This is a genomic window from Frankia alni ACN14a (assembly GCF_000058485.1).
Lineage (GTDB): Bacteria > Actinomycetota > Actinomycetes > Frankiales > Frankiaceae > Frankia > Frankia alni.
Genome location: NC_008278.1, coordinates 4,601,923 through 4,628,318 on the forward strand (window position 1 = coordinate 4,601,923; position 26,396 = coordinate 4,628,318).

The 26,396-nt window shown below is 74.1% G+C and carries 24 protein-coding genes and 1 riboswitch; of the genes, 12 read left to right on the forward strand and 12 right to left on the reverse strand.

All coding sequences use genetic code 11. From position 1 onward, the window contains the following. Positions 1 to 45: 45 nt before the first annotated feature. Both FRAAL_RS18530 and FRAAL_RS18535 read right to left on the reverse strand, forming a co-directional pair. On the reverse strand, positions 46 to 1,545 hold the full coding sequence (locus FRAAL_RS18530) for an MFS transporter (protein ID WP_041940719.1): 1,500 nt from the start codon (positions 1,543 to 1,545) through the stop codon (positions 46 to 48). Positions 1,546 to 1,888: 343 nt separating this feature from the next. Next, positions 1,889 to 2,518, reverse strand: coding sequence for a TetR/AcrR family transcriptional regulator (locus FRAAL_RS18535; protein WP_041939473.1), 630 nt, complete (start codon positions 2,516 to 2,518; stop codon positions 1,889 to 1,891). Between the two features lie 215 nt (positions 2,519 to 2,733). On the opposite strand from FRAAL_RS18535, the gene FRAAL_RS18540 reads away from it, so the two are divergent. From FRAAL_RS18540 to FRAAL_RS18565, 6 genes are all read left to right on the forward strand, one after another. Further along, a complete protein-coding gene (locus FRAAL_RS18540; protein WP_231861078.1) occupies positions 2,734 to 3,870 on the forward strand; it encodes an alpha/beta hydrolase in 1,137 nt (378 codons plus the stop codon). A 397-nt stretch (positions 3,871 to 4,267) separates the two neighbouring features. Further along, positions 4,268 to 5,170 (forward strand): universal stress protein, encoded by a 903-nt coding sequence (locus tag FRAAL_RS18545; RefSeq protein ID WP_011605369.1) that lies wholly within the window; start codon positions 4,268 to 4,270, stop codon positions 5,168 to 5,170. Positions 5,171 to 5,258: 88 nt separating this feature from the next. Beyond that, positions 5,259 to 6,164 (forward strand): sulfite exporter TauE/SafE family protein, encoded by a 906-nt coding sequence (locus FRAAL_RS18550; RefSeq protein ID WP_011605370.1) that lies wholly within the window; start codon positions 5,259 to 5,261, stop codon positions 6,162 to 6,164. After that, complete coding sequence (locus FRAAL_RS18555; RefSeq protein WP_011605371.1) at positions 6,161 to 6,601, forward strand: DUF1634 domain-containing protein; 441 nt, start codon at positions 6,161 to 6,163, stop codon at positions 6,599 to 6,601. The genes FRAAL_RS18550 and FRAAL_RS18555 overlap by 4 nt, the downstream gene beginning before the upstream one ends. A 207-nt stretch (positions 6,602 to 6,808) precedes the next feature. After that, entirely contained in the window at positions 6,809 to 7,072 is a 264-nt protein-coding gene (locus tag FRAAL_RS18560; RefSeq protein ID WP_231861079.1) for a cold shock domain-containing protein, read from the forward strand. A 205-nt stretch (positions 7,073 to 7,277) separates the two neighbouring features. Beyond that, a riboswitch (SAM riboswitch) is annotated at positions 7,278 to 7,392 on the forward strand. A gap of 47 nt (positions 7,393 to 7,439) precedes the next feature. Further along, complete coding sequence (locus FRAAL_RS18565; RefSeq protein WP_231861081.1) at positions 7,440 to 9,008, forward strand: aminotransferase class V-fold PLP-dependent enzyme; 1,569 nt, start codon at positions 7,440 to 7,442, stop codon at positions 9,006 to 9,008. A 123-nt stretch (positions 9,009 to 9,131) separates the two neighbouring features. On the opposite strand, the gene FRAAL_RS18570 is transcribed toward FRAAL_RS18565, so the two are convergent. Beyond that, positions 9,132 to 10,028, reverse strand: a complete 897-nt coding sequence (locus FRAAL_RS18570) for a class I SAM-dependent methyltransferase (protein WP_308204154.1) — start codon at positions 10,026 to 10,028, stop codon at positions 9,132 to 9,134. 385 nt (positions 10,029 to 10,413) lie between these two features. Here FRAAL_RS18570 and FRAAL_RS18575 point away from each other — a divergent pair, with 385 nt between their 5' ends. From FRAAL_RS18575 to FRAAL_RS18600, 6 genes are all read left to right on the forward strand, one after another. Beyond that, a complete protein-coding gene (locus FRAAL_RS18575) occupies positions 10,414 to 11,607 on the forward strand; it encodes a methylenetetrahydrofolate reductase C-terminal domain-containing protein (protein WP_083866841.1) in 1,194 nt (397 codons plus the stop codon). Next, on the forward strand, positions 11,604 to 12,908 hold the full coding sequence (locus FRAAL_RS18580) for an amidohydrolase family protein (RefSeq protein WP_041940721.1): 1,305 nt from the start codon (positions 11,604 to 11,606) through the stop codon (positions 12,906 to 12,908). Before FRAAL_RS18575 ends, FRAAL_RS18580 begins: the two co-directional genes overlap by 4 nt. Further along, complete coding sequence (locus tag FRAAL_RS18585; protein ID WP_041940722.1) at positions 12,905 to 13,711, forward strand: ABC transporter ATP-binding protein; 807 nt, start codon at positions 12,905 to 12,907, stop codon at positions 13,709 to 13,711. The genes FRAAL_RS18580 and FRAAL_RS18585 overlap by 4 nt, the downstream gene beginning before the upstream one ends. Further along, positions 13,708 to 14,601: an ABC transporter permease gene (locus tag FRAAL_RS18590; protein WP_083866842.1), complete on the forward strand. Its 894-nt coding sequence runs from the start codon at positions 13,708 to 13,710 to the stop codon at positions 14,599 to 14,601. Before FRAAL_RS18585 ends, FRAAL_RS18590 begins: the two co-directional genes overlap by 4 nt. A 119-nt stretch (positions 14,602 to 14,720) precedes the next feature. Then, positions 14,721 to 15,926, forward strand: a complete 1,206-nt coding sequence (locus FRAAL_RS18595) for a hypothetical protein (protein ID WP_011605379.1) — start codon at positions 14,721 to 14,723, stop codon at positions 15,924 to 15,926. Between the two features lie 3 nt (positions 15,927 to 15,929). Then, positions 15,930 to 17,342 (forward strand): FAD-binding oxidoreductase, encoded by a 1,413-nt coding sequence (locus tag FRAAL_RS18600; RefSeq protein WP_011605380.1) that lies wholly within the window; start codon positions 15,930 to 15,932, stop codon positions 17,340 to 17,342. A gap of 157 nt (positions 17,343 to 17,499) precedes the next feature. On the opposite strand, the gene FRAAL_RS18605 is transcribed toward FRAAL_RS18600, so the two are convergent. From FRAAL_RS18605 to FRAAL_RS18645, 9 genes are all read right to left on the reverse strand, one after another. Beyond that, positions 17,500 to 17,898, reverse strand: a complete 399-nt coding sequence (locus FRAAL_RS18605; RefSeq protein ID WP_011605381.1) for a PPOX class F420-dependent oxidoreductase — start codon at positions 17,896 to 17,898, stop codon at positions 17,500 to 17,502. 111 nt (positions 17,899 to 18,009) lie between these two features. After that, positions 18,010 to 19,626, reverse strand: coding sequence for a phytoene desaturase family protein (locus FRAAL_RS18610; RefSeq protein ID WP_011605382.1), 1,617 nt, complete (start codon positions 19,624 to 19,626; stop codon positions 18,010 to 18,012). After that, positions 19,623 to 20,396, reverse strand: coding sequence for a creatininase family protein (locus FRAAL_RS18615; RefSeq protein ID WP_011605383.1), 774 nt, complete (start codon positions 20,394 to 20,396; stop codon positions 19,623 to 19,625). The genes FRAAL_RS18610 and FRAAL_RS18615 overlap by 4 nt, the downstream gene beginning before the upstream one ends. After that, positions 20,393 to 21,619 (reverse strand): LLM class flavin-dependent oxidoreductase, encoded by a 1,227-nt coding sequence (locus FRAAL_RS18620; protein ID WP_157892140.1) that lies wholly within the window; start codon positions 21,617 to 21,619, stop codon positions 20,393 to 20,395. Before FRAAL_RS18620 ends, FRAAL_RS18615 begins: the two co-directional genes overlap by 4 nt. Before the next feature lie 108 nt (positions 21,620 to 21,727). Further along, complete coding sequence (locus tag FRAAL_RS18625) at positions 21,728 to 22,288, reverse strand: helix-turn-helix domain-containing protein (RefSeq protein WP_041939474.1); 561 nt, start codon at positions 22,286 to 22,288, stop codon at positions 21,728 to 21,730. Next, on the reverse strand, positions 22,285 to 23,451 hold the full coding sequence (locus FRAAL_RS18630) for an amidase family protein (protein ID WP_157892141.1): 1,167 nt from the start codon (positions 23,449 to 23,451) through the stop codon (positions 22,285 to 22,287). The genes FRAAL_RS18625 and FRAAL_RS18630 overlap by 4 nt, the downstream gene beginning before the upstream one ends. After that, positions 23,448 to 24,893: an AtzH-like domain-containing protein gene (locus FRAAL_RS18635; RefSeq protein ID WP_011605387.1), complete on the reverse strand. Its 1,446-nt coding sequence runs from the start codon at positions 24,891 to 24,893 to the stop codon at positions 23,448 to 23,450. The genes FRAAL_RS18630 and FRAAL_RS18635 overlap by 4 nt, the downstream gene beginning before the upstream one ends. After that, positions 24,890 to 25,360: a cupin domain-containing protein gene (locus tag FRAAL_RS18640; protein ID WP_011605388.1), complete on the reverse strand. Its 471-nt coding sequence runs from the start codon at positions 25,358 to 25,360 to the stop codon at positions 24,890 to 24,892. Before FRAAL_RS18640 ends, FRAAL_RS18635 begins: the two co-directional genes overlap by 4 nt. 4 nt (positions 25,361 to 25,364) lie before the next feature. Then, positions 25,365 to 26,396 (reverse strand): cysteine hydrolase family protein, encoded by a 1,032-nt coding sequence (locus FRAAL_RS18645; RefSeq protein ID WP_231861083.1) that lies wholly within the window; start codon positions 26,394 to 26,396, stop codon positions 25,365 to 25,367.

Below are 26,396 nucleotides of genomic sequence, written 5' to 3' on the forward strand. Positions count from 1 at the left end.
GGCCGGTACGGACCCGTTCGGGGCCCGCACCGGCGACCGGCAGGGTCAGCCGACGTGCGCCGGGGCACCCTCCACGTTCGCCGCGGACTCCCGCCCGGCACGGATGAACACGAAGATCACCACCGCGGCGATCGCGATGAGGATCGCGCCCCAGAGGAACGCCGTGGTGTAGCCCTCGATCTGCGACTGCGCGAGGGCGGCCGGACCGTGGCCGTGGCCGTCGAGGTAGCTGCCGACGGCGGTCGCGTAGACCGTGTTGAGCAGAGCGGTTCCCAGCGAGCCACCGATCTGCTGGGTGGTGTTGACCAGGGCGCTTGCGACCCCGGCGTCGTGTGCGGCGACGCCGACGAGCGCCAGGCTCGACAGCGGGACGAACGAGAAACCCATGCCGAAGCTGATGAGCAGTTCCGACGGCAGCACGTGGGCGACGTAGCTGGAGTCGACCCCGATGGACAGCAGCAGCGCCATGCCGACCGCGGCCATCGTCGTCCCGACGCCGGCGAGCACCCGCGGACCGACCCGCGGCAACAGCTGGCTGGCCGCGCCCGCGGAGACGATGATTCCCGCGCTGAACGGCAGGAAGGCGAACCCGGTCTTCAGGGCGCTGTAACGCAGCGTCTGCTGGAAGTAGTAGGTCAGGAACAGGAACATCGCGAACAGTCCGGCGCCGATCAGCAGCGAGGCCAGGAACGACCCACCGCGGTTACGTTCCCACGCGACCCGCAGCGGCAGCAGCGGAGCGGCGGAGCGCGCCTCGATGACGACGAACGCGGCAAGCAGCGCCACCGAGCCGATGAGCAGCCCGAGGGTGCGGGCGTCGCTCCAGCCGTCCTCGGCGGCCACCGTGAAGCCGTAGACGAGGGCGACGAGGCCAGCGGTGACCGTCACCGCGCCGGGCAGGTCGTAGCGGGCCTCGCCCTCGGCGCGGCTCTCCCGCACCACGGGCACCGCGAAGAACGCGGTGACGAGCGCGATCGGCACGTTCACGAGCAGGCACCACCGCCAGGAGGCGTACTCGGTGAGCAGGCCGCCGACGATGAGCCCGATCGCGGCGCCACCACCGGAGATCGCGCCGTACACCCCGAACGCCTTGGCCCGCTCGCGGCTCTCGGTGAACGCGACGGTGATCAACGACAGCGCCGCAGGCGCGAGCAGCGCGGCGAACGCGCCCTGCAGGGCCCTGGCGGCGAACAGCAGGGCGGCGTTGGGCGCCAAACCGCCGAGCGCCGAGGCAAGCGCGAAGCCGATCAGCCCCCAGACGAAGGCCCGCTTGCGGCCCAGGTAGTCGGCGATGCGGCCGCCCAGCAGCAGCAGACCGCCGAAGGCGAGGGTGTAGGCGGTGACCATCCACTGCCGGTTGGCGGTGGAGATGCCCAGGTCAGCCTGGGCGTGCGGCATCGCGATGTTCACGATCGAGGCGTCGAGCACGACCATGAGCTGCGCGACGGCGATGATGCACAGCGCCAGCCACCGCCGGGGATCGGGCTCGCCGTCGGCCACGCTCACCCGGGGATCCCCGGCCTTGCGGTCGACAGTTGTGGTCACAGGAGGCTCCTTGCCGGAGAGGACGAGCTGCTGGGACATCGAGCGGACGTTCACATCAAGCGGGACGTTGCACATCAGGCGGAAGGCCGTCCCGCGCAGGCAGCGGTGACCGGCGCACGGGACAGCGACGCGCGGCGGCACACGGAAGCGGATGCCGGCCACTCACGTCGGGCTGGCGTCAGGTGGTGGAACCGCGCGGGTGGGACGCGGCGGGGTGGGTGTGACACACGGGCTGGGTCGGCGCCATCATCGCCGCCCCCTGGTTGCCCTCTCCACTCGTTTTCAGGTCAGCTGGGCGGCATGCCAGGACCAACCCGCCGTCGCGCGGGTGTTCGAATCCATATTAGCTCAGGTGTTCGATCCCCATCGCGGGTGGGGCCGATCGACCGGCGAGCAGCGGAAGCACCACGTCATCGACGACGTGGTCGGCGAACGCCTCGTCCAGCGGCTCCCCCGTGACGAGCAGGCGAGTAAAGATCATCGCGAGGATGACCTCGACAAGCACCGCGGGTTCGGTCTTCGCGAGCAGTTCCCCCCGCTGCGCCGCCCGCTCGAGCAGGCAGCGACCGAGCTCCACCTTGCGTTGCAGGATGTTGGCCTGGATCACCGCAGCCAGCCGGGGAGACTCGCTGGCCGCCCGCAGGACGCCGACGAGCAGCGCCCCGCCCGGACCCGAGGCGGTATCGATCATGAGGCGGACCTCGGCGGCCACGTCGTCCCGCAGGCAGCCGGTATCCGCGGGGACGTGATCGGCGGGACCGTGCCGACGCAGCGCCTCCACGACCATCTCGTCCTTGCAGGACCATCGACGGTAGATCGTCGCCTTGCTGGCCCGGGCCCGGGCCGCGACGGCGACCATGCTCATCCGCTCGTAGCCGACCTCGACGAGCAGATCCAGCGCCGCGTCCAGGATCGCCTGCTCGCGGGACTCGTCCCGGGGCCGACCCCGGCCGGTGGCGGCCGGTGGCGAAATGGCCTGCCACCCCCTTCCCTCGGATCAACGCCCGGCGGACAACTCCGGGGCGGGTCACCGGCTCCCCCGACGGGTTCCGCGCGACCATGAAAACAGTACCGTACTGTACCGAAAAAACTGCCCCGTGGATCCGCATGGCGTCGGTCACATCCCGCCGACGCCTCGACCCGCCATCCGGCGCCGGACTGGCGGCAATCCTCCCTATCCGGGCAGGCATGATGGCACGCGACCCGCCCGTCGCCCGGACCGCCAGCCGCCGCCCGGCCCCCGAGAGGACCGCCGCCATCCACCACGTCCCGCACCGCCTTGTGGCTGCGGCCACGGGCGGCCTGCTCGCCCTGGGCCTCGCCGTCGCCGCCTGCTCCCGGCACGACTCCGCCCAACCCGTAACGCCGACGCCGACCGGCGGTCCCGGCCGGGTTGGTGGCCCGGCCGGGACACGCGACCAGGTCGACGGGATGTGGGTGCTGCGGGACGTGCCCTACGCGCGGGTGTCGCCCGCCCAGCGGCTGGACCTCTACCTCCCCGAGGCACCCACCGCCGCCGGCGCACCGACCGCCGCCGCGACACCGTCCGCCGCCGGCGCACCTCGCGCCGAAGCGGGGCTGCCGGTGGTCATCACCATCCACGGCGGCGCGTTCGCGCTCGGCGACAAGCACGACGACCTGCCCGTGGTCCGATCCCTGGTGCGCGCCGGCTATGCCGTCGCCAGCCTGAACTACCGGCTCTCCGGTGAGGCCCGCTTCCCCGCCGCGGTCCAGGATGTCAAGGCCGCGGTGCGCTGGGTGCGCGCGCACGCCGCCGACCACGGTCTCGACCCGGACCGGATCGCGGCGAGCGGGGCGTCGGCCGGGGCGTACCTCGCGGTCATGCTGGGGACGACGCCGGGGGTCACGATGTACGACGACCCGGCGCTGGGCAACCCCGGCGTCTCCAGCGCCGTGCAGGCCGTCGTCGACTTCTACGGCCCGGTCAACTTCGGTTCCATGGACGACCAGCTTCGCGCGAACGAGCGCTGCGCCGCGTCCGACGCCGGGCACGACCGCCCCGACTCGCCGGAGTCCCGCTTCCTCGGCCGCACGGTGGCCGCCGCGCCCCAGCTCGTCCGGGTGGCGAGCCCCCTGAACTACCTCGGCCGCGCCCCCCTGCCGCCGTTCCTCATCGAGCATGGCGACGCCGACTGCACCGTGCCGCACCGCCAGTCCCTCGAGCTCGCCGGGGCGCTACGGGCCGCCGGCGCGCCGGCCGTCGAGGTCACGATCGTCCCCGGCGCCGGTCACGGTGGCGCGTTCCCGACCGCCGAGCGGATGCCCACCGTCCTCGCCTTCCTCTCCCGCACGCTCGGTCACTGACCCCCCCGCCACCCCCGCACCCACGTCACCGGCCAGCGCCGCTGGTGACCGCCACCCCTCCTCGCGCAGCAAGAACCACGATCGGGATCAAGGGTCCTCCGGCCCTGCCCGGCCCGGCCACCCGGCCTTCCCACGAGTGGCGTTCGGCGCGTCACCGCAGGTCACAGCACGGGCATGGTGGACGGTGTCGGGGATCACGGTGGCGAGAAGGGTGGCAACGATGGCGCAGACCGCAGGCCGCACGGACGGGGCAGGCCAGCCGAACGCTGACGGTCGGTCGGACGTCGTTCAGCCGGAGGCAGTTCAGCCAGATGCGGACGGCACGGGCGGCACAGGCGGCACAGGCGGCACAGGCGGCACAGGCGGCACGGACGGCACAGGCGGCACGGACGGCATCGTGGTGGGGGTCGACGGCTCGCCGGGGTCCGCCGCCGCCCTGCGCTGGGCCGTCGACGAGGGTGCGCGGCGCCACCTGCCGGTGACGGCGGCACTGGTCTGGGACGCCGTGGGGGAGCCGCGCGCGGTCTTCGACACCGCGGGCGTCGCCGACCGTGCGGGGCTGGCGCAGGCCGCGCGGCGGGTTCTGGCGGACACGGTGGCGGCGGTGCGCGTCCCCGACCCGGCGGTCACGGTGACCGAACGCGTCGAGGAGGGCAGCCCGGTGCCGGAGCTGCTGCGGATCGCGACCGGAGCGCGGCTCGTCGTCGTCGGCGAGCGCGGGCCCGGCGCGCTGCACCGGCTGGTGGCGGGGTCGGTGTGCCAGGGGGTCGTCCACCACGCACCGCTGCCCGTCGTCGTGGTACGCGGCGGCGCCGACCGGTCCAGCGCGGCGGCGGGCGCGGCCGACACGGCCGCTGCGGCGGCGACGTCGGTGGACGAACGTCCGGTGGTCGTCGGCGTCGACGGGTCTGCCGGTTCGCTGCGGGCGCTGCGCTGGGCGGTGCAGGCCGCCGCCGTGCGTAAGACCGCCCTGCGCGCCGTACATGCCTGGTATCTCGACGTGCCGGCGTACCTGGGGATCTACACGGACTTCGGCTCCGCGCTCGCCGAGCAGGCGCAGCACACCCTCGACGACGCCGTGAACACGATCATCGCCGAGCAGGGAGGCCGCCTGCCGGTCCAGGTGGTCAAGGAGACCGTCGCCGACAGCGCCGCCCGGGCCCTGCTGCGCGCCGCCGCCGACGCGCAGGTGCTCGTCGTCGGCAGCCGCGGCCACGGCGGGTTCGCGGAGCTGCTGCTGGGCTCGGTCAGCCACCAGTGCGTGGCGCACGCCCCCTGCCCGGTCGCCGTGATCCGCTAGGAGCGGGATGCGTCACTCGCGCCAGCGGGATAGTTCTGGTACAGATATTCTCTGTACCAGAACTAATCTTCTGACCTGGTGAGGCGCCATGAGCCCGTTGGCCGAGATCGTCGCCATCACCGCCGTCTGCGTGGCGTCCGGCTGCCTCGGCAGCCTGCTGGGACTCGGCGGCGGCACCTTCGTCGTGCCGATCCTGACGCTGGCCTTCGGCCTCGACGTGCGCCTGGCGATCGGCGCCTCGGTGATCTCCGTGGTCGCCGGCAGCGCCGCGGCGTCACCGCGCTACCTCGACGAGGGCTTCGCGAACCTGCGCGTCGCGGTCACCCTGGAGGTGGCGACGGTGAGCGGCGCCGTCGCCGGTGCGCTGCTCGCCGGGCATCTCGGCGCCCGCACGCTGTACACGGTGTTCGGGGTCGTGCTGGCCTTCAGCGCGGTGCAGATGCTGCGCAACCGGCAGGACCGCGCCGGCGCGGCCGTGCCGGACGACCGCATCGCCGACGCCCTGAGCCTGCACGGCACCGGAACCGGAACCGGTGCAACCAGCACCAGCACCGGCACCAGCAGCGGCAGCGGCGCCGGCACCCGAACGGCCGCCGGTACGGTCGTTCGCGACGTCCGTCCCTACCGGGTCACTCGCACCGCGACCGGCCTGACCATGATGACCGCCGCCGGAGCGGTCAGCGGCCTGCTCGGCATCGGCTCGGGGGCGATGAAGGTGCCGGCCATGGACCTCGCGATGCGGCTACCGCTCAAGGTCTCGACGGCGACGAGCAACCTCATGATCGGGGTGACCGGCGCGGCGAGCGCCGTGGTCTACCTGCAGCGGGGCGACGTCGTGCCGGCCCTGGCCGGCGCGGTGGCGCTCGGGACCGTCGTGGGCGCGCACCTCGGGTCGCGGCTGCTGGCGGTGGTACCCGTCGGGGCGTTGCGAGTGATCTTCCTCGTTGTCCTGCTCGTCATCAGCGTCCAGATGCTGCTGCGGGGCCTCGCGTGAGGGCGCTCCAATCGCCTGACCGGCGGTCCACCGGCCGGGCGTCGGAGCCGACGTCGCCGGCGGGGGCACCCGAGGCGGGTGCCCGTCAGGTCGCGCTGGTGCTGCGGATCGGTGGGGCGCTCGGAGCCGCGCTGGTGCTCGCCGGGCTCACACTCGCCGTCGCCCAGGGCGGCGCGAGCTGGCTGCACGGCCCGGGCGGGGATCCCCTCGGCGCCGACGCGGCGATGCGGCTGACCGACCTCAGTGGCGGGCTGCGCCACGGGCGGGCCGGCGCGGTCATCCTGCTCGGCACGATCGTCCTGGCGGCGACGCCGGCCGCCGGCGTGATCGCGGCCGGACTCGCCTGGTTGCGGGCGCGCCGGGGGTGGCTGGTCGGCGCAGCCGTCGTCGTGCTGCTACTGCTCGTCCTCGCCGGTGCCCTCGGCGCCGCCGAGTAGCGCGGCGGACGCTCAGCCGGCGCCGCTGGAGCGTCGGCGACGCGATGTGCGCGTGTCTGAGGGACAGTCCACGCGGCTGGACGCGGCCGCGTCCAGCCGGCAGGCCGATGCGCCTGCCGGCCGACCGGATGTCCATCGCCGATCCTCCCGCGCGGCGACGGCGAAATTCCATCGACAGCCGCGGGTGGGACGAGCATCGTGATCGCCGTGACCGACGAAGGCCCCGCGGCGACCCGCGGCGTGGTGCGCACCTACGACGCCGAGCGGGGCTGGGGCGTGATCGACGCGCCGGAAGTCCCGGGCGGCTGCTGGGTCCACTACTCGATGATCGAGATGGACGGCTACCGGGACCTCGTCGCGGGCAGGCAGGTGACGTTCCGCTGGGAGCCGGTTGCCAACCAGGACGGCTACCGGTTCCGGGCGCTCACCGTGTGGCCCGGGACGGGGTCGCAGGCCGCCGAGAAGGCGTGACCGTGCACGACGCGCCGCGAACCGCCCCCTGAAACGGACCTGGTTGTCTGGCCCGGCCTTACGTGGGGGTCGCGGGCCTTCAGCGGCCTACGCGCTCGTGGTGGGCACGCCGCAATACTCACCGCCTTTCGCCAGCAGACGCACCGCCGCGACGGCAGCGCCGCGGACGCCCACGTGATTCCGAGCTTTGCTAAGGTTTCTCCCACGTCTTGAGTGCCAGCGTTCAGCCCCGGCTTGCTGGCCGGCAACCCTCCTTATGCAGCGGGGTGCCCCGGGTGGTGACGAGGCCGCGGCAACCCCGCCGACGGCAAGTGCCGACCCTGTGAGGGTCCTACCAGGAGCGATGATGACGTCGATCATCTCTGCCGTGTCCCCGTCCCCTGCCCGGCAGGCCTGCCCCGACCAGCCGACCGGGCAGCGGATCGGCCGGGCACCCACCGGCGGCGAGCCCGCGGGTCACGAGCCCGCGGGTCACGAGCTCAAGGATCACGAGCTCACGGGCGCCGCCGAACTTTCGGACGCCCATCGGGTGCAGGGTGACCCGCCCGGTGCGCTGCTGGCGGTGCAGGGAGCGGGGCTGGGCGTGCCGCTGGTGGGCGGCGGCTGGGCGGAGTACGTCAACCTCGACCACGCGGCGAGCGCGCCGTGCCTGACCACGGTGGCCGAGCACGTCGCCCGGCTGCTGCCCTACTCGGCGAGCGTGCACCGCGGCGCCGGCTTCGCCTCCCAGGTGTGCACGACCCTCTACGAGGGCGCCCGGCGCGACGTCGCCCAGTTCGTCGGCGCCCGCGACGGTGACCTCACCGTGTTCACCCGCAACACCACCGATGCCGTGAACCTGCTCGCCCGGTGCCTGCCCGCCGCCGACGTGGCCGGCGGGGTCGTCGTGTTCGACGTGGAGCATCACGCGAACCTGCTGCCCTGGCGCGCCCGCGCGGGCTACCGGACCGTTGCCGCCCGGTCGACCCTGGCCGAGAGCCTCGCCGCGCTCGAGGCCGAGCTGAGGGCCGCGCCGACGGCCCTGCTCGCGGTGACCGGTGCCTCCAACGTCACCGGGGAGACGCCCCCGCTGGCCCGGCTCGCCCGCCTGGCCCACCGCGCCGGCGCACGCATCTTCGTCGACGCCGCCCAGCTCGCCCCGCACCGGCGCCTCGACATGGCCGCTGACGACGTCGACTACCTGGCGTTCTCCGGGCACAAGCTGTACGCGCCGTTCGGCGCAGGAGTGCTGGTTGGGCGGGCCGACTGGCTCGACGCCGCGCCCCCCTACCTGGCCGGCGGCGGCGCCGTCCGCGAGGTGAGCACCGACGCCGTCGACTGGGCCACCGGCGCGGCCCGGCACGAGGCCGGCACCCCCAACCTCGCCGGCGCGACCGCGATCGCCGCCGCGTGCCGCACGCTCGCCGCGCTCCCCCCGGGCGCCTGGGAACGCCACGAGGCGGGCCTGCGCGCGCGGCTGCTCGACGGGCTCGACGGGCTCGACGGTGTCGTGATCCACCGCATCTGGTCCGACCCCGAGACCATCCCGAACAGCACTGGCGGCCGGCGTACCGGTGACGGCGCCTGGCAGGACGCGGTCGGCGTCGTCACGTTCTCGTTGCCCGGGCACGACCCGGCCCGGGTGTCGGCGTACCTGTCGGCCGAGCACGGCATCGGGGTGCGCGCCGGCCGATTCTGCGCGCACCCGCTGCTGGCTCGGCTGGGTGCGCCGGGCGGGGCGCTGCGCGCCAGCATCGGCGTGGGCACGACCGCCCACCACATCGATCGACTGATCGCCGCGGTGGCACGGTACCTGCGGGTCGGGCCCGGCTGGGGCTACGCCCTGCGCGACGGGCAGTGGCAGCCGACCCCGGACGATCGGCGGCTGCCGGACTGGGCCGAGGAGTACGCGGCCGCGGCCGTCCACGACCTCCCGGCCGCGCCCTGCGGGACCTGACGACCTCGGCGACCCGGCGCCGGCCGGCTCCGGGCGGTCAGGGCCACCGTCCGTCCGGGGCCTGGCGGACGCTCCCGGTCGGACGCTCCCGGGCGGTTGGCGGCTCGCCCACCATGCGCCGGGTCACGCCGAGGCCCGGGCCTCCGGGTCGGGCTCCTGGGTGACCGCCACCAGCAGCTCCTCGGCGCTGGACGGGACGAGTCCGTCCGACCTGCCGGCGAAGTAGCGGCGGGCGAGGCTCGCCGCCGACACGTGCCGTGCGCCGCTCAGGCCGGCGTCGCGGGCCAGCGCCAGCATCTCCTCCGGAACGAAGAAGCTGATGAAGGGCGTGCCGGCGGCACGCGCGGCGCGCTCGGTCGCCTCCCGCACGGGACGTTCCGCCGGTTCGACGAGCTCCAGCGGCAGCATGAACGACATGGCCAGGGTGGAGCCGGGGGCAAGGGCCGCGACCTGGCGCAGCGTGGCCGCGGTCGCGTCCCTGGTGAGGTACATGACGACGCCGGCGGAGGCGACCACCGCCGGGCGACCCGCGTCGAAACCGGCGCCCACCAGGCCCTGCCACCACGACTCGCCCGCCTCGAAGTCCACGGGCACGAACCGCAACCAGGGCGGGACGCCGAAACCGAGCTCGGTCAGCCGCCGCCGCTTCCACTCCTGCGGACCCGGCCGGTCGACCTCGAACACCCGCATGCCGGCGGCGAGCTGCGGCCGACGTTGGGCGAAGGTGTCCAGGCCGGCACCGAGGATGACGTACTGGTCGACGCCGAGGCCGGCCTGCTCGACGACCAGATCCTCGATGACACGTGCCCGCGCCACGATGGAGGCCCGGGTGCGGCGGGTGGTGGAGGGGTCCATGTCCGGGCGGCGCGGCCATCCGTCGGCCGGGGCCGCCAGCCGCAGGCCGAGCTCGTCCTCGAACACGTGCGGCGGCGGGTCGGCCTGGACGTGGACAGCCCGCCACAACGCGACCCGCACCGCCGTGCTGTCCGGCTCCGCGGTTCGCAGCCCGTTGGTCATCATGCCGCTCCTCTCGACGATCCGTCTGCGGCGGCGCCCGGTGTAGTGCTTCACCGCGCGGATGGGCCTCAGCGCGCGAGCGCACGTCGATCGATTCGGGTGGCCGCTTGGTAGGATGCTAGCATTCTAAGATGTACCGAGCTCGCCCAGAGACGCACAATGTTCCCGGCCGAGGAGGCGACCCATCGCCGGAGGGAACGCCCGAGGCGCGCGCCGAACCCGGCACGGGGTGCTCCTCCGACGACGGGACGTAGAGAGCACCGGCGCCACACGGCCCGATCACGACCCAGGGTTACAGCTTTCCGCACCCATGGTCACCGTGGTCGAAACTCACCTTTTATCGACCCGAAACCCCCCGTCGACCGCCGAGCTGGACAGTGTTGGCGTGATGAACATCGGAACGTCCGCGGACGCCACCTGGCGTGGCGCGGTCGCCCGGTGCCCCAAGACGATGGAGCACGGCCCCTGCGGAGGGGTCCGGTCCGACGGTCGCTGCGAGGTCCCGGATTTCGGTCGGTGCCCCTTCCTGGACGCCCTCGCCGCCTGGCCGTACCCCGCCCCGCCCGCCGTCGCCCCGTCGCTCGTCGCCCCGCCAGTGGCCGCCGGATCCGTCGCGGCCTTGTCCCCGGCCGTTCCTGCGTCCGACGCGCCGGACGCCGCGAGCCGACCGGCCCTCTCCGCACCGGCCCGGCCCGCACCGGCCCGCGCCGCCGCGGCGGCGGCGTTCGTCGCGGCCGCGGCGGTGCGACCGGTGATCGTGGCCGACCTGCCGGCGGCGGCGCTGTCCGCGGACAGCCTGCGCGCGTGCGGCGCCCAGCTCGCACCGGTGGCCGACGCCTGCCTCATCGGCGATCACGGCGATGCCCGCGTCCAGTTCCCACCGTCCTACCGGGCCCGGCTGCTGACCGACGCCGGCGTGCCCGTCTGGGCCGGGATCAACTGCCGGGACCGCAACCGGGTGGCGATCGAGGGGGAGATCGCCGCCTGCGTCGACGCCGGCGTGACCGGACTGCACTGCGTGACCGGCGATCATCCGGCGCTCGGTCACCGCGCCGACGCGGTCGGCGTGTTCGAGCTGGACAGCGTGGACGTCGTCGGCCTGGCCCGGGACCGCGGGGCGCTGGTCTCGGTGGCACACGCGCCGGCCGCACCGCCCGTCTCCCGCCGGACCTCCCGCCTGCTCGCCAAGGCCGACGCCGGAGCCGAGGTGGTGTTCGTCGACCACTGCGGCGGCCCGGCGGCGGTCGGCGACGCGGTGGCCGAGCTGCGCGCGGCCGGGTTCGGCGGCCTCGCGCTGGCCTGCGTGCCGGTCGTGACGAGTGCCGCGACCGCCACCGTCGTCGCGTCGTTCGCCGGCGGCCGCCTGCCGGCCGGCTACCTGGAGGAGATCATGGCCGCGGACGATCCGCACGCCGCCGGTACGCGCGCCGCCACGAAGCTCGCCGGCCGGCTGCTCGACCTGCCCGGCGTCGACGGGATCAATCTCTCCGGTGGCGCGCAGCCGGGCCACGAACCGGCGGCGGCCCGCGCGACCGCCGAGATCGCCCGCCGCATCGTCGGCACCCGGGCACGGACGTCATGAGCTGGCTTCGCGGCGCGATGACCGCGCACGGCGGCGTCGTGGACGTCGAGCTGTCGGGCGGCGTCATCGGGCGGGTCGTCCCGAGCGGCGCGGGCGCCGAGGTCGTCCGGGTCGGCCCGGGTGACGTCGACCTGACCGGCCAGGTGCTGCTGGCGTCGTTCGTGGAGCCGCATGCGCATCTGGACAAGGCGCTCACCGCGTCGCTGGCCCGCAACGTCACCGGTGATCTCGCCGGCGCGATCGCGGCGATCCAGACCCTGCTGCCCGCCTCCACGGTCGAGGACTTCACGACCCGGGCCGAGGCGGCGCTGCGCATCCAGCTCGCGATGGGCACCACCCACGTCCGCACGCATGTCAACGTCGGGGTGCAGTCGGGCATGCGGGCGCTGGAGGCGCTCGTCGACGTGCGGGAACGCTGGCGCGGCCTGGTCGACCTGCAGCTCGTCGCTCTCGTGTCCAACCCGCTGGACGGCCAGCCCGGCCGCGACCTGCGCCGCGCGCTGGCCGAGGGAGCCGACGTGGCCGGCGGCTGTCCGCACCTCGACCCGGAGCCGCACCGCGCGGTCGCGATCTGCCTGGACGCGGCCGGTGAGGCCGGCCGACCACTGGACCTGCACACCGACGAGACCCTCGACCCGCGACTGCTCACCCTCGCCACGCTCGCCGACCTGGTCGGCCGCACCGGTTTCCCGCACGGCGTGACGGCGAGCCACTGCGTCAGCCTCGCGATGCAGCCCCCGGACGTGCAGGTCCGGGTCGCCGAGCAGGTCGCCGCCGCCGGCATCGCCGTCGTCGCGCTGCCCCAGACCAACCTGTTTCTGCAGGGCCGCAACCACGCGGTCGGCACCCCGCGCGGGCTGACCGCCGTCGCGCCGCTGCGCCGCGCCGGGGTGACCGTGGCGGCGGGCGGCGACAACCTGCGCGACCCGTTCAACCTCGTCGGCCGCGGCGACGCGCTGGAAACCGCGTCGCTGATGGTCACCTGCGGGCATCTCACCCCGGACGAGGCGCTGGCATCGGTGAGCGACGCGCCGCGGCGCGCCCTCGGCCTGCCGGCCGTCTCGCTCGCGCCGGGCAGCCCGGCCGACCTGGTCGCGCTGCCCGCGGCGAACGCCCTCGAGGCGCTGGCCGCGGCCGGCGAGCAGCGAACCGTCTGGCGGGCCGGCCGGATCGTGGCCCGCACCACCGTGCACGCCGAACTCGCCGAACCACAGCGACCGGCCCCGCGCGCCGAGCCGGTCCGGCGCCCCGGGACCGAGCCGTACGACGCCCAACCGGACCAGTGGGAGGCCGCATCATGACGATCGCCGACACCACCGCCGCCGACACCACCCCCGCCGACGCCACCACCGCAGCCAACTCCGCCGGAGCCGACGCACCGGCCCTGCACTTCGCGGGGGTACGCAAGCGGTTCCGGGACGGCACCGTCGCGCTCACCGACACCGACCTGACGATCCACCCCGGCGAGTTCGTCTCGATCGTCGGACCGTCGGGGTGCGGCAAGAGCACCCTGCTGCGCATCGCCAGCGGACTGGACGAGGCCACCGCCGGAACCGTCGACGTGGCCTCGACGAACGTCGGCTACGTCTTCCAGGACGCCACCCTGCTGCCGTGGCGCACCGTGCACGACAACGTGCGGCTGTTCGCCGAGCTGGAGCATCTCGACAAGGCCGAACGCGAACGCCGGGTCGCCGACGCGATCAGCCTCGTCGGCCTCACCGGCTTCGAGAAGCACCTGCCCCACGAACTGTCCGGCGGCATGCGGATGCGCACGTCGCTGGCCCGCTCGCTCGTGCTCGACCCCTCGATCTTCCTGTTCGACGAGCCGTTCGGCGCGCTGGACGAGATCAGCCGCGAACGCCTCAACGACGAGCTGCTGCGGATGTTCCAGCTGCGCCGGTTCGCCGCGCTGTTCATCACCCACTCGGTGGCGGAGGCGGTGTTCCTGTCCACCCGGGTGGTGGTGATGAGCGGCCGGCCGGGACGGGTGAAGGCCGATCTTGCCATCCCGTTCGACTACCCGCGCTCGCCGCACCTGCGCTACAGCGCCGAGTTCGCCGCCCTGTGCGGCGAGGTCTCGCAACACCTCAGGAGCGATTCATGAGCGTGACGGTGCCTTCCGTGGTCGAGACGGACGCGACCGGCGACGCGGCCACGGCGACGCCGGCGACCGACGTGACACCCGCCCGCCCACGGTCTCGCCGGCGTGGCGCCGGGCTGGTCAGCTTCGTGCTGCTGCCCGGGGCGGTGTTCGCGGTGTTCATCGGCCTCTGGTACGCGGTGTCCGACGGCGTGCTCAACGACCAGCAGCGGTTCATGCTGCCGCCGCCGCACGAGGTCGTCCGGGTCGGCTTCCTCGACTGGTCGAACTTCACGACGATGATGAGCGCGCTGCGGCTGACCTGCGAAGTCACCTTCTCGGGGCTGGCCATCTCGATTGTCATCGGGGTCGCCGTCGCGGTGGCGATGAGCCAGGCCAAGTGGGTCGAGAACTCGCTGTACCCGTGGGCCGTCGTGATCCAGACGGTGCCGATCCTCGCGCTCACCCCGGTGCTGAGCTTCTTCTTCGGGTTCGCGCTGACCAGCCGGATCATCGTCTGCGTCATCATCGCGTTCTTCCCCATCGTGTCGAACACGCTGTTCGGGCTGCAGTCGGTCGACCGGGGCATGCACGAGTTGTTCAGCCTGCACCACACCGGCAGGCTGACTCGGCTGTGGAAGCTGCAGCTGCCGGCGGCGCTGCCGTCGATGTTCACCGGATTCCGCAACGCCGCCGGCCTGTCGGTCATCGGCGCGATCGTCGGCGAGTTCTTCTTCAAGCAGGGCGAGCCGGGGCTCGGCACGAACCTGTCGGTGTTCACCTCCCGGTTGGAGGGCGAGCGCCTGTGGGCGACCACGCTCACCGCGAGCCTGCTCGGCGTCGCGGTCTTCGTCTTCTTCGGCTGGCTGGCGCGGCGCGTGGTCGGCCGCTGGTACCAGCCGAAGCGCGGCTGACCCACTTGGCGCGACCCACGCGACGGCGGCGCGCCCTGCGCGCCGCCGCTGCCCGCCGCCGCGCCCCCACCGCACCACACTCACCGGCCCGAACGGCCTATGAACTCGGGGAGACCTAGTTGACCAGATCTCGGCGACGGCCCGCGCGGCTCGTCGCGCTGACCGCGACCGCGACCGCGCTCGCCCTCACCGCCGCCGCGTGCGGCAGCGGCGGCAGCGACGGGGGGTCCACCGGCGCCGCGGCCCCGTCCGCGGCGGGCGCGGCACCGGCGGCGCTCGACCTCAAGGCCGCCGGCTGCCCGTCGACGATCGTGCTGCAGACCGACTGGAACCCGGAGTCCGAGCACGGCGGCCAGTACCAGCTCCTCGGGCCGAACCCGAAGATCGACGCGGGCAAGAAGTCCGTCACCGGTGAGCTGACGGCCCACGGCGGCGTCGACACCGGGGTGAAGCTGGAGATCCGCGCCGGTGGCCCGGCGATCGGCTTCCAGACGGTGACCTCCCAGCTCTACAAGGACTCCGGGATCACGCTGGGCTACCTGGGCACCGACGAGCAGATCGCCCTGTCCAAGACCCAGCCGACCGTGGCGGTGCTGGCGGGTCTGGAGAAGAGCCCGCAGGTCATCCAGTGGTCGCCGGACAAGCACCCGGACTGGAAGACGATCGCCGACATCGGCAGGACCGACACGAAGGTCCTGTACTTCCAGGGCGCGTCCTACATGGACTACTTCACCGGCTCCGGCATCCTGAAGAAGGGGCAGGTCGACGGCAGCTACGACGGCACGCCGACGAACTTCGTGGCCTCCGGCGGCGCCGACGCGGTTCAGGGCTTCGCGACGTCGGAGCCCTACACCTGGTCCCACGAGGTGCGCTCCTGGGACAAGCCACTGAAGTACCAGCTGATCGCGGATGCGGGCTTCAACTTCTACCAGCAGGCGATCGGCGTCCGCAAGGACAAGCTCGACGCGCTCAAGCCCTGCCTGAGCAAGCTCGTCCCGATCATGCAGCAGGGCATCGTCGACTTCATGGCCGCCCCGGCAGCGACGAACAAGCTGATCCTCGACCTCGTCGACAAGTACAACAACGGCTGGGTCTACTCCCAGGGCGTCGCGGACTACGCGGTGCAGACCATGAAGTCGCTGGGCATCGTCGGCAACGGGGCCGACAGCACCCTCGGGGACTTCGAGGACGCGCGGCTGCAGAAGCTCATCGAGATCCTCGACCCGATCTACCAGTCGCAGGGCAAGCCGATCCTGTCCGGGCTCAAGCCGGCGAACCTCGTCGACAACAGCTTCCTCGACACCAAGATCGGACTTGGTACCTGAGCGATGTCGGATTCGACCCTCGCGGCGTCGCGCGGCCGGGCCGGGGAGCGCGCGCTCCCCGGCTTCGGCCGGGCGGCGCTGCCCGCCGTGACCCCCCTGGACCCCGGTGTGCTCGACGCGCTGGCCGCCGAGCTCGCCACCGTGGTCGGCGCCGACGCCGTGCTGCGCGACGAACCGGCCCGCCTGTCGGCCTCGACGGACTGGGCGCACATGAGCCCGGTGCTGGCGCCGCTGCTGCCCGGCGGTGTCGCCGACGTGGTGGTCCGCCCGCCCGACGTCGCCGGGATCGCGGCGGCGGTCGGGGCCGCGCACCGCCACCGGGTGCCGGTGACCGTGCGCGGCCAGGGCACCGGCAACTACGGGCAGGGCATCCCGCTGTTCGGCGGGCTCGTCATCGACACCACGGCAGCCGCCCGGATCCTCGCGGTCGAGGACGGCTGGCTGACCGCGGAGGCCGGCGCGTCGTTCGTGCTGATGGAGAAGGCCGCCCTGGCCACCGGGCAGGAGCTGGCGATCCTGCCCTCGACCGTGGGAAGCACGGTCGCCGGATTCATCGCCGGCGGCTCCGGCGGCACCGGCTCGATCGCCAACGGCGCGATCTGGGACGGCTACCTGCGCTCGCTGCTCGTCGTGCCGTGCACCGACGACGCCGTCCCGGTGGAGGTGCCCTTCCCGGACAACACCGCGATGGCGCACGCGTTCGGCGTCAACGGGGTGATCGCGCAGGCGACCGTGGCGCTGCGTCCCGCGCGCCGCTGGACCGGACTGTTCGCGTCCTTCCCGGAGCTGGCCGGCGCCGTCGCCGCCGGCGAGGAGCTGTTCGACCTGGCGCCCACGCCGCGGCTGCTCTCGCTCGACGAGGCCGGGATCATCGCGACCTACCGGCCGGTGGACCCGGCGATGCCCGCCGACCGGGTCAGCCTGCGCGGGATCGTCACCGAGGACAGCGTCGCCGCGGCGAGGGCCGTCGTCGAGCAGCACGGCGGGCGGGTCGACGCCGTGCGCCCCAAGGGCCCGGCGCACATCGCCTCGCTGTCTTACAACCACACCACCTACCGCGTCCGCAAGGTCCGCCCGGAACTCACCCACCTGCAGTGCATGGGCCCCGGTCTCACCCGACGCCGCGCGGAGGTCGCCGCGCTCGCCCCCGAGTCGCTCATCCACCTGGAGGGCTTCCTCACCGCGAACGGCCGCGACTGGGTCTCGATGCTGTTCCTGCGCTACGACGGGCCCGACGACCTGTACGAGCGGATGGCCCGGCTGGCCGACGTCGAGGTGTACGTCGACGACCCGCACACCTGGGAGCTGCACCACGGGCGCCTGGACCTGGTCCGTGAGGCCGCCGCCCGGTTCGACCCGGACGGCCTGCTCAACCCCGGCAAGCTCCCCGCCCCCACCCCCGCCACACCGTCCTGAACCGTCGCGTCGACGCACGGCGACCAGCGCGAGGGCGAACAGCCACCATGCGAGCGGCGACCGAGGACGGGTGGCGAAGGTCATGCGTCAACGCTAGGACTTACCCGGCCCCGATGTCGAACAGATGTTCGGATCCGTGACCGAGTGGGCCGCGGGCTCAGCCGAAAGTGTTGACCTTCGTCGGGGTCACGGCGATGCTGTAGCGGTGCTCGCCGGGCGGGGTGAGCTTGCGGATGTCATCGGCCGTGCGGCCGCGGCTCTCGGCGATCTTCGCGGCCCAGGTGTAGTCGTCGTCGAGGATGACCTCGGCGGTGCCGCGGACCTCCACCGTGCGGTAGACGTTGGTGATGTCCAGCAGGAACAGCGAGCACTGCGGCGTGCGCTGCAGGTTCTTCAGCTTCTGCTTGTCCGAGCTGACCGAGATGCGGAAGACGCCGTCGTCGAGCAGGTAGCCCACGGCCGTGGTCTGCGGAGCGCCGTCGGGGCCGAGGGTGGTGAGGATCGCGACCTCGGCGTTCTGGGCGAGGTCGCGGTGGGTCTCTGGGATGAGGGTCACCGGAAAATCGTACGCACACCGCGCTTTAACGGGATGACGGCGGTCCGGGCATGAATGTCGGGACCACTGGAGCGGTCTCGGTCTCCGGTCGGCCGGTCGCGCCGGCTCGGCTCAACGGTCCCGGCGACGGGAGGCGAGGACGACCTCGGCGGTGTTGCGGCCGCTGGCGCCCCACACACCGGCGCCGGGGAAGGTCCCGGCGCCGGTGAGGTAGAGCCCGGCCACCGGCGTGCGGTAGCGGCTGAGCTCGCGTTGGCGGCCGAGCAGCGCGGCGACGACGCCGCCCGGGAAGGACGGGGCGTACCCGCGGGGCAGGGAGAACTCGCGCTCGTAGTCCGGCGGGGTCATCGCGCGCCAGTCCCGCACGGATGCCACCAGCCCCGGGTCACCCAACGAGGCCAGCCGGCGCAGCCAGGACCACGGCTGGGTCGAGTCGGTCCAGCCGCCGCGCAGCGTGTACGGCGTCCACAGGACCTCCAGGCTCAGCAGGTGCGCGTCAGCGGCCGGCCGCAACGACGGGTCGAGCACCGACGGCGTGTTGACGAGGAACATGGGCGGGTCGCTGACCAGCCCGCGCCCGCGCGCCGCCGCGGCGGCGACCTGCTGGGAGACGGTGGGGCTGACGATCGTCGTCGGCACCTGCCGGGCCTCGGCGGGCAGCACGTCCGCACCGATCCGCGCCACCGCGCGCAGCGCCGGCAGGGCGGTGACGACCGCGTCAACCTTGGACTCGTAGCCGTCGACCGCGGGCGCCGCGGCCCAGCGGGCATGCAGCCGGGCGGCGGCCGGCACGCCGTCGAGCCAGTCGACGAGCAGCGTGCGCGGATCGGTCGCCGTGACCACCGTCGGGGCGCTGACCTCGCGGCCGTCGTCGAGACGCACGCCGCGTACCCGACCGTCGCGGACCAGGACACCGCCCACCCGGGCCCCGGTGACCAGCAGGCCGCCGTGGGCGCGCACGCAGGCGGCGAGCGCCGCGGGCAGGGCGCCGCTGCCGCCCACCGGGCGGCCGACGCCGACGAGGTGGCGCATCGCGAAGCCGAGGGCGCCCAGCCCACTGCCGGGCGCGTCCGGCGCCAGGCCCCACACGGCCGGTCCGTTCGTGCCGGCTGCGGCGATGAGCCACGGCGGCAGACCGAACGAGGTCAGCACGTCGAGCAGGCTGCGCCGGGCCCAGTCCAGCACCGCGGCGCTGCCGCGCAGGCGGCGCCGCGCGGCGGTCGCCGCGATCGCCGCGGTGCTCGGGCGGGTGCCCTGCACGGACTGCACGAGCCGGGCGGCGGGCAGGGCCACGTCCAGGTAGCGCCGGTAGGCGGCCGCCGCCGCGGGGTCCGTGCGGGCCAGCCCGTCGATGGTCCGTTCGACGCTGCGCCAGTGGACGAACGCCGGCTCGTCGCCCCAGCCGACGGCGATGCCCATCGGGTCGACGTCGAGGTAGCGCAGCCCGTACGCGCCGAGTTCGAGGTCGTCGACGATCCCGCTGGCCAGGACCATCGTGTGGTCGCAGTTGCAGATGTTCACCCGGGCACCGATCGCGTCGACGGTCGCGGCGCAGCCGCCGAACTCGCCGCGGGCCTCGACGACGACGACCGACCAGCCCGCCCGGGCCAGATAGGCGGCGCAGGTCAGCCCGTTGTGACCACCCCCGACGACGACCACGTCCGCCTTCGCGGGCAGGTCGTCGGCGGAGGACAGCCCGGACGGGGGGCACTGGGCGGTGCGGGTCACCGCGTCGGTCGCGGGTCGAACCGGGCGATCTCGGCGAGCGACTGGCCCGCCGCGACCACCATCGCCTCGTAGAGCCGTTTGCCGCGCTCCGCGGTGGCCCCGGTCGGGTCGCCGATCGTTCCGTCGGTGCCGAAGTCGTCACTGAGCCACCCGAACGAGACCGCACCGCCGAAACGGACCCGGTCGAACGACGCGAGCTGCTCGGGGACGCTGCGCACCCCCAGATCGAGGCGGACCAGGTCGGGACGCAGGTGCAGCAGCAGCGAGGTCTCGTCGATGCCGGCGTGGATGCCCATGCCGAGCTCGGCGGCCGGCGAGGTGCCGCCGTGGTCCGCCGGCAGGGACGGGTGCATGACGAACGTGCGCAGCCCGTGCGCGAGGCGGACGTCGCGGCTGGCGACCTGCAGCAGCGCGCTGTTGCCGCCGTGGCCGTTGAGGAACACGAGCCGGCGCACCGGGGTGGTCGCGAGGCAGCGGGCCAGGTCGTCGAGGACCGCGAGCAGCGTCGTCGCCGACAACCACATCGTGCCAGGCGACCAGGCGTGCTCGTTGGACTTCGAGTAGGCCAGCGCCGGCAGCAGCCACAGGTCACAGGCATCACCGAAAGCGTCGACGGCATCCCGGGCGAGCGACTCGGCGACGACCAGATCGGTCGACAGCGGCAGGTGGGGGCCGTGCTGCTCGATCGACCCGACGGGCAGCACGGCGACCGCGTCCGGCGAGAGCCCGGCGGCCTCGGGTGCACGTAGATCGGCGAAGTGGCGGCTCATGCAGGCTCCTCGGACGGGGACGGGCCAGGCCGGCCCGAAGCGGGGGTGCGTGCCGGGGCCGCGGTCGGCAGCCGGGGGGCCACGTCGCGGGCGAAGCGCTCCATCTGCTCCCGGACCCGGTCGTAGGGATCACCGGGCATGCCCGGAAAGATCACCAGGTCGGTCAGGCCGAGCAGGTCGTCGAGGGCGACGATGTGCGCGGCGACGTCGTCGGCGGTGCCGACCGCCCACGGCCCCTGCGCCATCGAGTCCTCCAGAGTGGGGACGAACGAGCCGTCGGCGGGCCGCCCGTCCGGGCCCACATAGCCCCGACCCCAGCCGTAGGGGGCCAGAAAGCGCCAGAACTCGTCATGGCCCGCGCGGACGGTGGCCATCGCCTGCGCGCGGGTGTCGCCGACGGCGACGTTGAGCACGAGCATCCGCCGTTCCCCGCGTTCGAGCGGCCGACCGTGGACCTGCTCGAACGTCTCGGCGAACGCCCGCCAGTCGGCGGCGAGGCGGTGTCGTTCGCGCAGCCAGAAGACGCCGCCGAAGCCGCGGGTCGGCGCGGCGCGCAGCGTCGGCGGGCTGGTCACCGCCTGCCAGGTCTGGAACGGATAGCGCGGACGGGGCACCAGGGTGAGCTCGCGGACCTCCCCGCCGCGGTCCGGGATCCCCGGCGGCGGCACGCAGAAGTGCCTGCCCGAGTAGCTGAACCGCTCGTGGGTGAACGCGGCGTGCAGGACGTCGAGGCTCTCCTCCGTGATCTCCCGGTTGAGCCGGTCGGCCGCCGCCGCCGACGGGTTGTCGTAGGAGCCGACGGACACCGCTCCCGCCGTCAGCGGCAGCATCTCGCGGGGCACGGTCCCGCGGCCGACGCCGAGGATTCCCCGCCCGCCGCTGAGGTTGTGCAGCAGCGCGAAGTCCTCGGCCAGGCGCAACGGATGCCACTGGCCGACCACGTTGAACATCGTCCCGATCCGGATCCGGCCGGTGCGGGCGGCGAGGAAGGCGGCGAACATCAGGCCGTTCGGCACGACCTCGTAGCCCTCGTGCTGGAAGTGGTGCTCGGTCAGCCAGAAGCTGTCGTAGCCGAGCCGCTCGGCCAGCTCCCCGCAGGACAGCAGCTCCCGGTGGGCGTGCTCGATCGCCGCCTGGTCGTAGCGGCGCTCGGTGGGCTCGGTGCCACCGAGCCCGGCGTCGGCCATCTCGACGCCGCCGAAGAGGAACACGCCGATCCGCACGCTGCCTCCGAATGTTGACGGGATCAACATCGTCGCGCGGGTGCGTGACGGGGCCGTCAGCTCCGAATTTCGGCGGCGCTAAACGTATGGCCGCCCAGGTGGTGGGGGTCAGGCGTTCTGCTGGACGACGACGAGGCGCACCTGCTCGCCGTCCAGGCCGCGCCAGCGGTGGCGCACTCCCCCGGCGTAGTAGACGCTCTCGCCGGCGGCCACGGTGTGCAGCACGCCGTCGACGTCGACCTCGATGCGGCCGGAGACGACGTAGACGAACTCCTCGCCGTCGTGCTGGAAGTAGTCGTGGAACGACGCCGGGGCGCCGGTGTACTCCGAGGGCAGCATCGCCCGGGCGCCGCGCACGAGGCTGCGGACCGACCCGCCGGGCGAGTCCACGGCGACGGTGTCGTGGCGCACCACGCTGACCGGTTCGACGAGGGGGACGTTCGCCTCCGCCGCGGCCATCAGGGCCTGGGCGCTGGTCCCGAGCGCGGAGGCGATCGCGGTCAGCGACCGCATGCTCGGCCGGGCCAGCCCCCGCTCGAGCTGGCTGAGGAAGGGATGGCTGAGGCCGGCCCGGCCCGCCACGTCGACGAGGGTGAGGCCGAGTGCGTGCCGCTGCGCGCGGACCGCCCCGCCGAGCCGGACGCCCACATCCTCCGCGAAAGCGGTCACGACGCGGCCGCGGCGGCGGCCACCACCGCGTCGAGCAGCCCCCGGTCCGCGCCGGGCGGGCCGACCAGGGCTAGTCCCACCGGTCCGCCCTGGGTCCTGGGGGTCGGCAGGACGCAGCTCGGCAGGCCGTACGCACTAGCCACAACGGTGCAGCCTAGCGTCGCCTGGCGCCAGGCGTCCCGATCACGCGCGCCGCTGCCGCGAAGATGGCCGGGACCGCCGGCGGCGGGCAGCACGAGCCAGGTGTCGGCGCCGAGCCGGTCCAGCAGCCGCGCCCGCCCGGCGGCGATCTGGCGTCGGGCGACGCGTTCGGCGCCCGCGTCGACCCCGGCGCCGAACCGGAATCGCTCCTCGACGTCGGCACCCAGCGCGCGGGGGTGCGCGGTGATCCAGGCACCGTGCAGCCGCCACGCCTCGGCGGCCTGCACCACGCGGAACGCCGCGACCAGTCCCGGGATGTCGCCGAGCTCGTGGACTCCCCCGGTGCGGACGTCCGCTCCCAGCGCGTCGGTGAGCGTGCCGACGGCCGCGGCCGGCAGCGGCCCCGCCACGAACAGCCGCGCCGCCGGCCGGGGGGCACCTGCCGGCGGCGGCAGCAGGACGTTGCCGACCGCGCGCAGCAGGCCCGGATCGGCGGTGAGCCAGCCGACCGCGTCGAAGGACGGGGCGAGCCCCAGCACGCCGCCTGCCCCGACCGTGCCATGCGTCGGCCGCAGCCCGTACAGCCCGCAGACGGAGGCGGGCACCCGGATCGACCCGGCCGTGTCGGTCCCCAGCCCGACGTCGGCCTGCCCGGCGGCGACCGCCGAGGCGGGCCCGCTGGTCGACCCGCCGGGCACCCGGTCGGGGGCCGCCGGATTGGGCGGGGTGCCGTAGTGCACGTTCGCCCCGGACAGGGAGAAGGCGAGCTCGTCGGTCTGCGCGATCCCGGCGATCGCCGCGCCCGCGGCCCGCAGCGCCCGGACGGCCTGCGCGTCAACCGGCTCCACCGGCGCCTCGGCGAGCCATCGGGGGTTGCCCGCGCCGATCCGGTACCCGCCGACGGCGAAGAGGTCCTTCACGGCAACCCGCAGCCCGTCCAGCGGGCCGCAGCCGGTCGGCGCCAGCAGCGGGTCACCGTGTTCCCGCCACACAGCCCGCGGCCACCCGTCGTCCAGGCTCACCGACGCCCCTCCGGCGGTTCCATCCCCGGCGGGTCCGCCGACGGGACGCCGGCCCACGAGGCGCCGGCCACCGGAGCACCGGAGAGGTTCCCGTCACTCATCGGGGAGACGCAGGCGGCGATCACCCGCCAGCCGTCGTCGGTGCGGGCCCACACCTGGGTCTGGGTGCTGAGGCCGACGATCCGGCCGTCAGGTCCCAGCCGCTCGTTCGTCGACACGGTGACGACGGTCTCCCCGGGGCTGCGCACCACGTGCAGGGCGCGCAGCCGGCGCGGGCCGGGGGTGGGCCGGGCTGCCCGGTAGGCCGCGAGCGCCGACGGCCCCACCAGTGGCCCGTCCCCGTCGACGCGCACCACGTCCGCACCGGTGGAGAAGGACGCCTGCTGGGTTGCCACGTCCCCGGCCATGAGGGCCCGTTCGTAGGCCGCGAAGGCGGCGCCGAGTGCCGGGTCGATGGCGGCCAGCTCCGCCGGCGCCCCCTCTTCCGCCTGCGCCCCCTCCTCCGCCGAGACGGCCGCCGCCGCCGACGCGGCCGCCGCCGTCTCAACGCCGAGGGGACGCAGAATGCTGAAGTCGGCGAAGTCGTGGCGCAGCGCCGGACGGCGCAGCAGGTCGGTGCCGGGGCGGCCGGGCGCCTTGCCGGCGGCGACCGCCTCGAACGCGTCCGCGGTGCGGCGCAGGAAGTCCGGGCCGACCCGGTACCGCAGCGTGTGCGCGGGGTAGATGTCCCGCACCGAGCCGGCCAGCCGCGACGCGAGGCTGCGCAGGGTCGCGGCGAACACGTCGACCTCGGCGTCGGGCATGTGCACCCAGAAGTCGCCGGTGATGAGCGTGTCGCCGGCGAACAGCTGGCCGTCGCGCTCGTCGAACAGGCACAGCGAGTCCGGCGAATGGCCGGGGGTGTGCAGCACGGTGAGCTCCCGGCCGCCCAGGTCGATGCGCTCGCCGTCGGCCAGCGCGACCGGCGCGGGCCCCGCGGGCACGGTCCAGGCGTCGGCGGACGGTGGCAGCGGGCGCGGCGTCGTCTCCTCGGTGAGCAGGTGGAAGAACCGCTCGTCGTCGGCGCGCAGCCGGGCGTAGGCGGCGTACTGCTCGCGGGCGACGGTGAGGTAGGCGGTCAGCCGCTCGGCGGGCACCGGTGCGGTCACCGCCGGTGTCGCCAGCGGGTGCGCCGCGACGTCGCGGAACAGCCAGTTGCCGCCGCGATGGTCGTCATGACCGTGGGAGTTGACGGCAAGGATCGGCCGGTCGGTCAACGACCGGGCCGCCGCGTGCACGTCGGCGAGCCCCAGCCCGGTGTCGACGAGCACCGCCCGCTCGTCGCCCTCGACCAGAAAGCAGTTGACGTGGCCGGGCTCGGCGACCAGCCAGGTCCGGGCCGCGACGGGCCGCAGCGCGAACCAGTCCGCCGCAGCAACCGCCACCGCGTCGACGCCGGTCATGGCGCGGTGGACGGCACGGTCGACGGCCTGGTGGACGGCACGGTGGACGGCACGGCGGCCAGGACGGCGCGGTCCTCGTCGTCGGTACCGGCGAGGGGCCCGCGGCGCACCATCGCCGCGAACCCGTCGTCCGGGCTCATCAGGGTCAGCGCATACAACCGGCCCGGTCCCGTGTTGGTGATGTGGTGCAGGGACGTGGGCGGAAGCACCAGCGTGCCGCCGGCGGCGACGGCGACCTCGGTGCCGTCGCAGACGGCCACCCCGTGCCCGCGCAGGAACACGAACAGCTCGGTGGACGCCGGATGACTGTTGGGCGGCTGCGCCCCGCCGACGTCCCAGGACTCCAGGATGACGGTGACCGGCGAGACCTCCGGCCCGGCGAGCACGCCGAGGCGCACGGTGTCCCCGGCGCTGATGTGGTGCATCTCCAGGGCGTCCGGGGTGATCAGGATCGGGGTGGTCGGCACGGCTTCACCCCTGCCCGGCGGACTCGGCGAAAGCGACGGGATCGACGGGATCAGCGAGGGAGTCGGTGAACGACGCCGAGGAGGCGACGAACCCGAAGCACTGGGCGACGTTGTAGACGGTGGCGTCGTGGCAGAACGGCGGTGACGTGGTCGCTGCACAGTCCTCGAGCAGCACGACGTCGTAGCCGAGGCAGGCCGCGTCGGTCAGGGTGGCCAGCACGCACTGGTCGGAGTTCACTCCGGCGAACAGCAGCGTCGTCACCATGAGGTTGCGCAGCACGGCGTCCAGCGGCGTGTCGAAGAAGCCGCTCATCCGGTACTTGTCGACGTGCACGTCGCCGGGCTGCGCCGCGAGCTCGTCGACGATCGCCGCCGACCAGCTACCGGCCTGCAGCGTCGGGCTGCCGCCGGGGCGGGCCGGCGCGCCGATGCCGCCGCTGGCCCCGTCCGGGTTGTAGACGTGCAGCACGCCGGGCGGCAGGTTCGCCGCGTCCGGCCGGTTGCCCCAGTTCAGCCAGACGACGGCGACGCCGGCGGCGCGCAGCACCGGCAGGACCCGGCGTAGCGGTGCGATGGGCCGGCGCGCCGGGGTGATGTCGACGCCGATCGAGGCGAGCCAGCCGTCGGGATGGCAGAAGTCGTTCTGCATGTCGACGACGACGACGGCGGTGCGGGTCAGGTCGAGGGTGAGCCGCTGCGGGCGGGCGTCGACGGTGACCGGCAGCGGCGCGACCGGGGCGCGGCGCAGATCGACGTGTTCGGACGACACCGCCCACGAGTTCCGGGGGCCACCCAGCCGGATGTTGACCACGCGAACATCCTGCGGCCGGCCGTTTGCCGCGGCATTACCGAGCCGTTGCGGCCCGGTGGCGACCGCCCTGGGCGCCGACCCGATCGCGATGCTTGCCCGGGATGCCAGCTCGGGATGCCAGCCCGGCAGCTCGGGAGGCCAGCCAGCGACGCCCGCCCACGACGCCCGCCCGCGATGCCGGTGGGCGTCGCGGCTACCCGATGCGGCCAGGGATGCGCTGGTCAC

Coding starts and splice junctions, on each gene's coding strand:
- FRAAL_RS18575 (WP_083866841.1), top strand. CDS start 10,414: ATGAACATCGGAACGTCCGCGGACGCCACCTGGCGTGGCGCGGTCGCC.
- FRAAL_RS18570 (WP_308204154.1), bottom strand. CDS start 10,028: ATGATGACCAACGGGCTGCGAACCGCGGAGCCGGACAGCACGGCGGTG.
- FRAAL_RS18600 (WP_011605380.1), top strand. CDS start 15,930: ATGTCGGATTCGACCCTCGCGGCGTCGCGCGGCCGGGCCGGGGAGCGC.
- FRAAL_RS18635 (WP_011605387.1), bottom strand. CDS start 24,893: ATGACCGGCGTCGACGCGGTGGCGGTTGCTGCGGCGGACTGGTTCGCG.
- FRAAL_RS18540 (WP_231861078.1), top strand. CDS start 2,734: ATGATGGCACGCGACCCGCCCGTCGCCCGGACCGCCAGCCGCCGCCCG.
- FRAAL_RS18585 (WP_041940722.1), top strand. CDS start 12,905: ATGACGATCGCCGACACCACCGCCGCCGACACCACCCCCGCCGACGCC.
- FRAAL_RS18550 (WP_011605370.1), top strand. CDS start 5,259: ATGAGCCCGTTGGCCGAGATCGTCGCCATCACCGCCGTCTGCGTGGCG.
- FRAAL_RS18590 (WP_083866842.1), top strand. CDS start 13,708: ATGAGCGTGACGGTGCCTTCCGTGGTCGAGACGGACGCGACCGGCGAC.
- FRAAL_RS18615 (WP_011605383.1), bottom strand. CDS start 20,396: ATGAGCCGCCACTTCGCCGATCTACGTGCACCCGAGGCCGCCGGGCTC.
- FRAAL_RS18580 (WP_041940721.1), top strand. CDS start 11,604: ATGAGCTGGCTTCGCGGCGCGATGACCGCGCACGGCGGCGTCGTGGAC.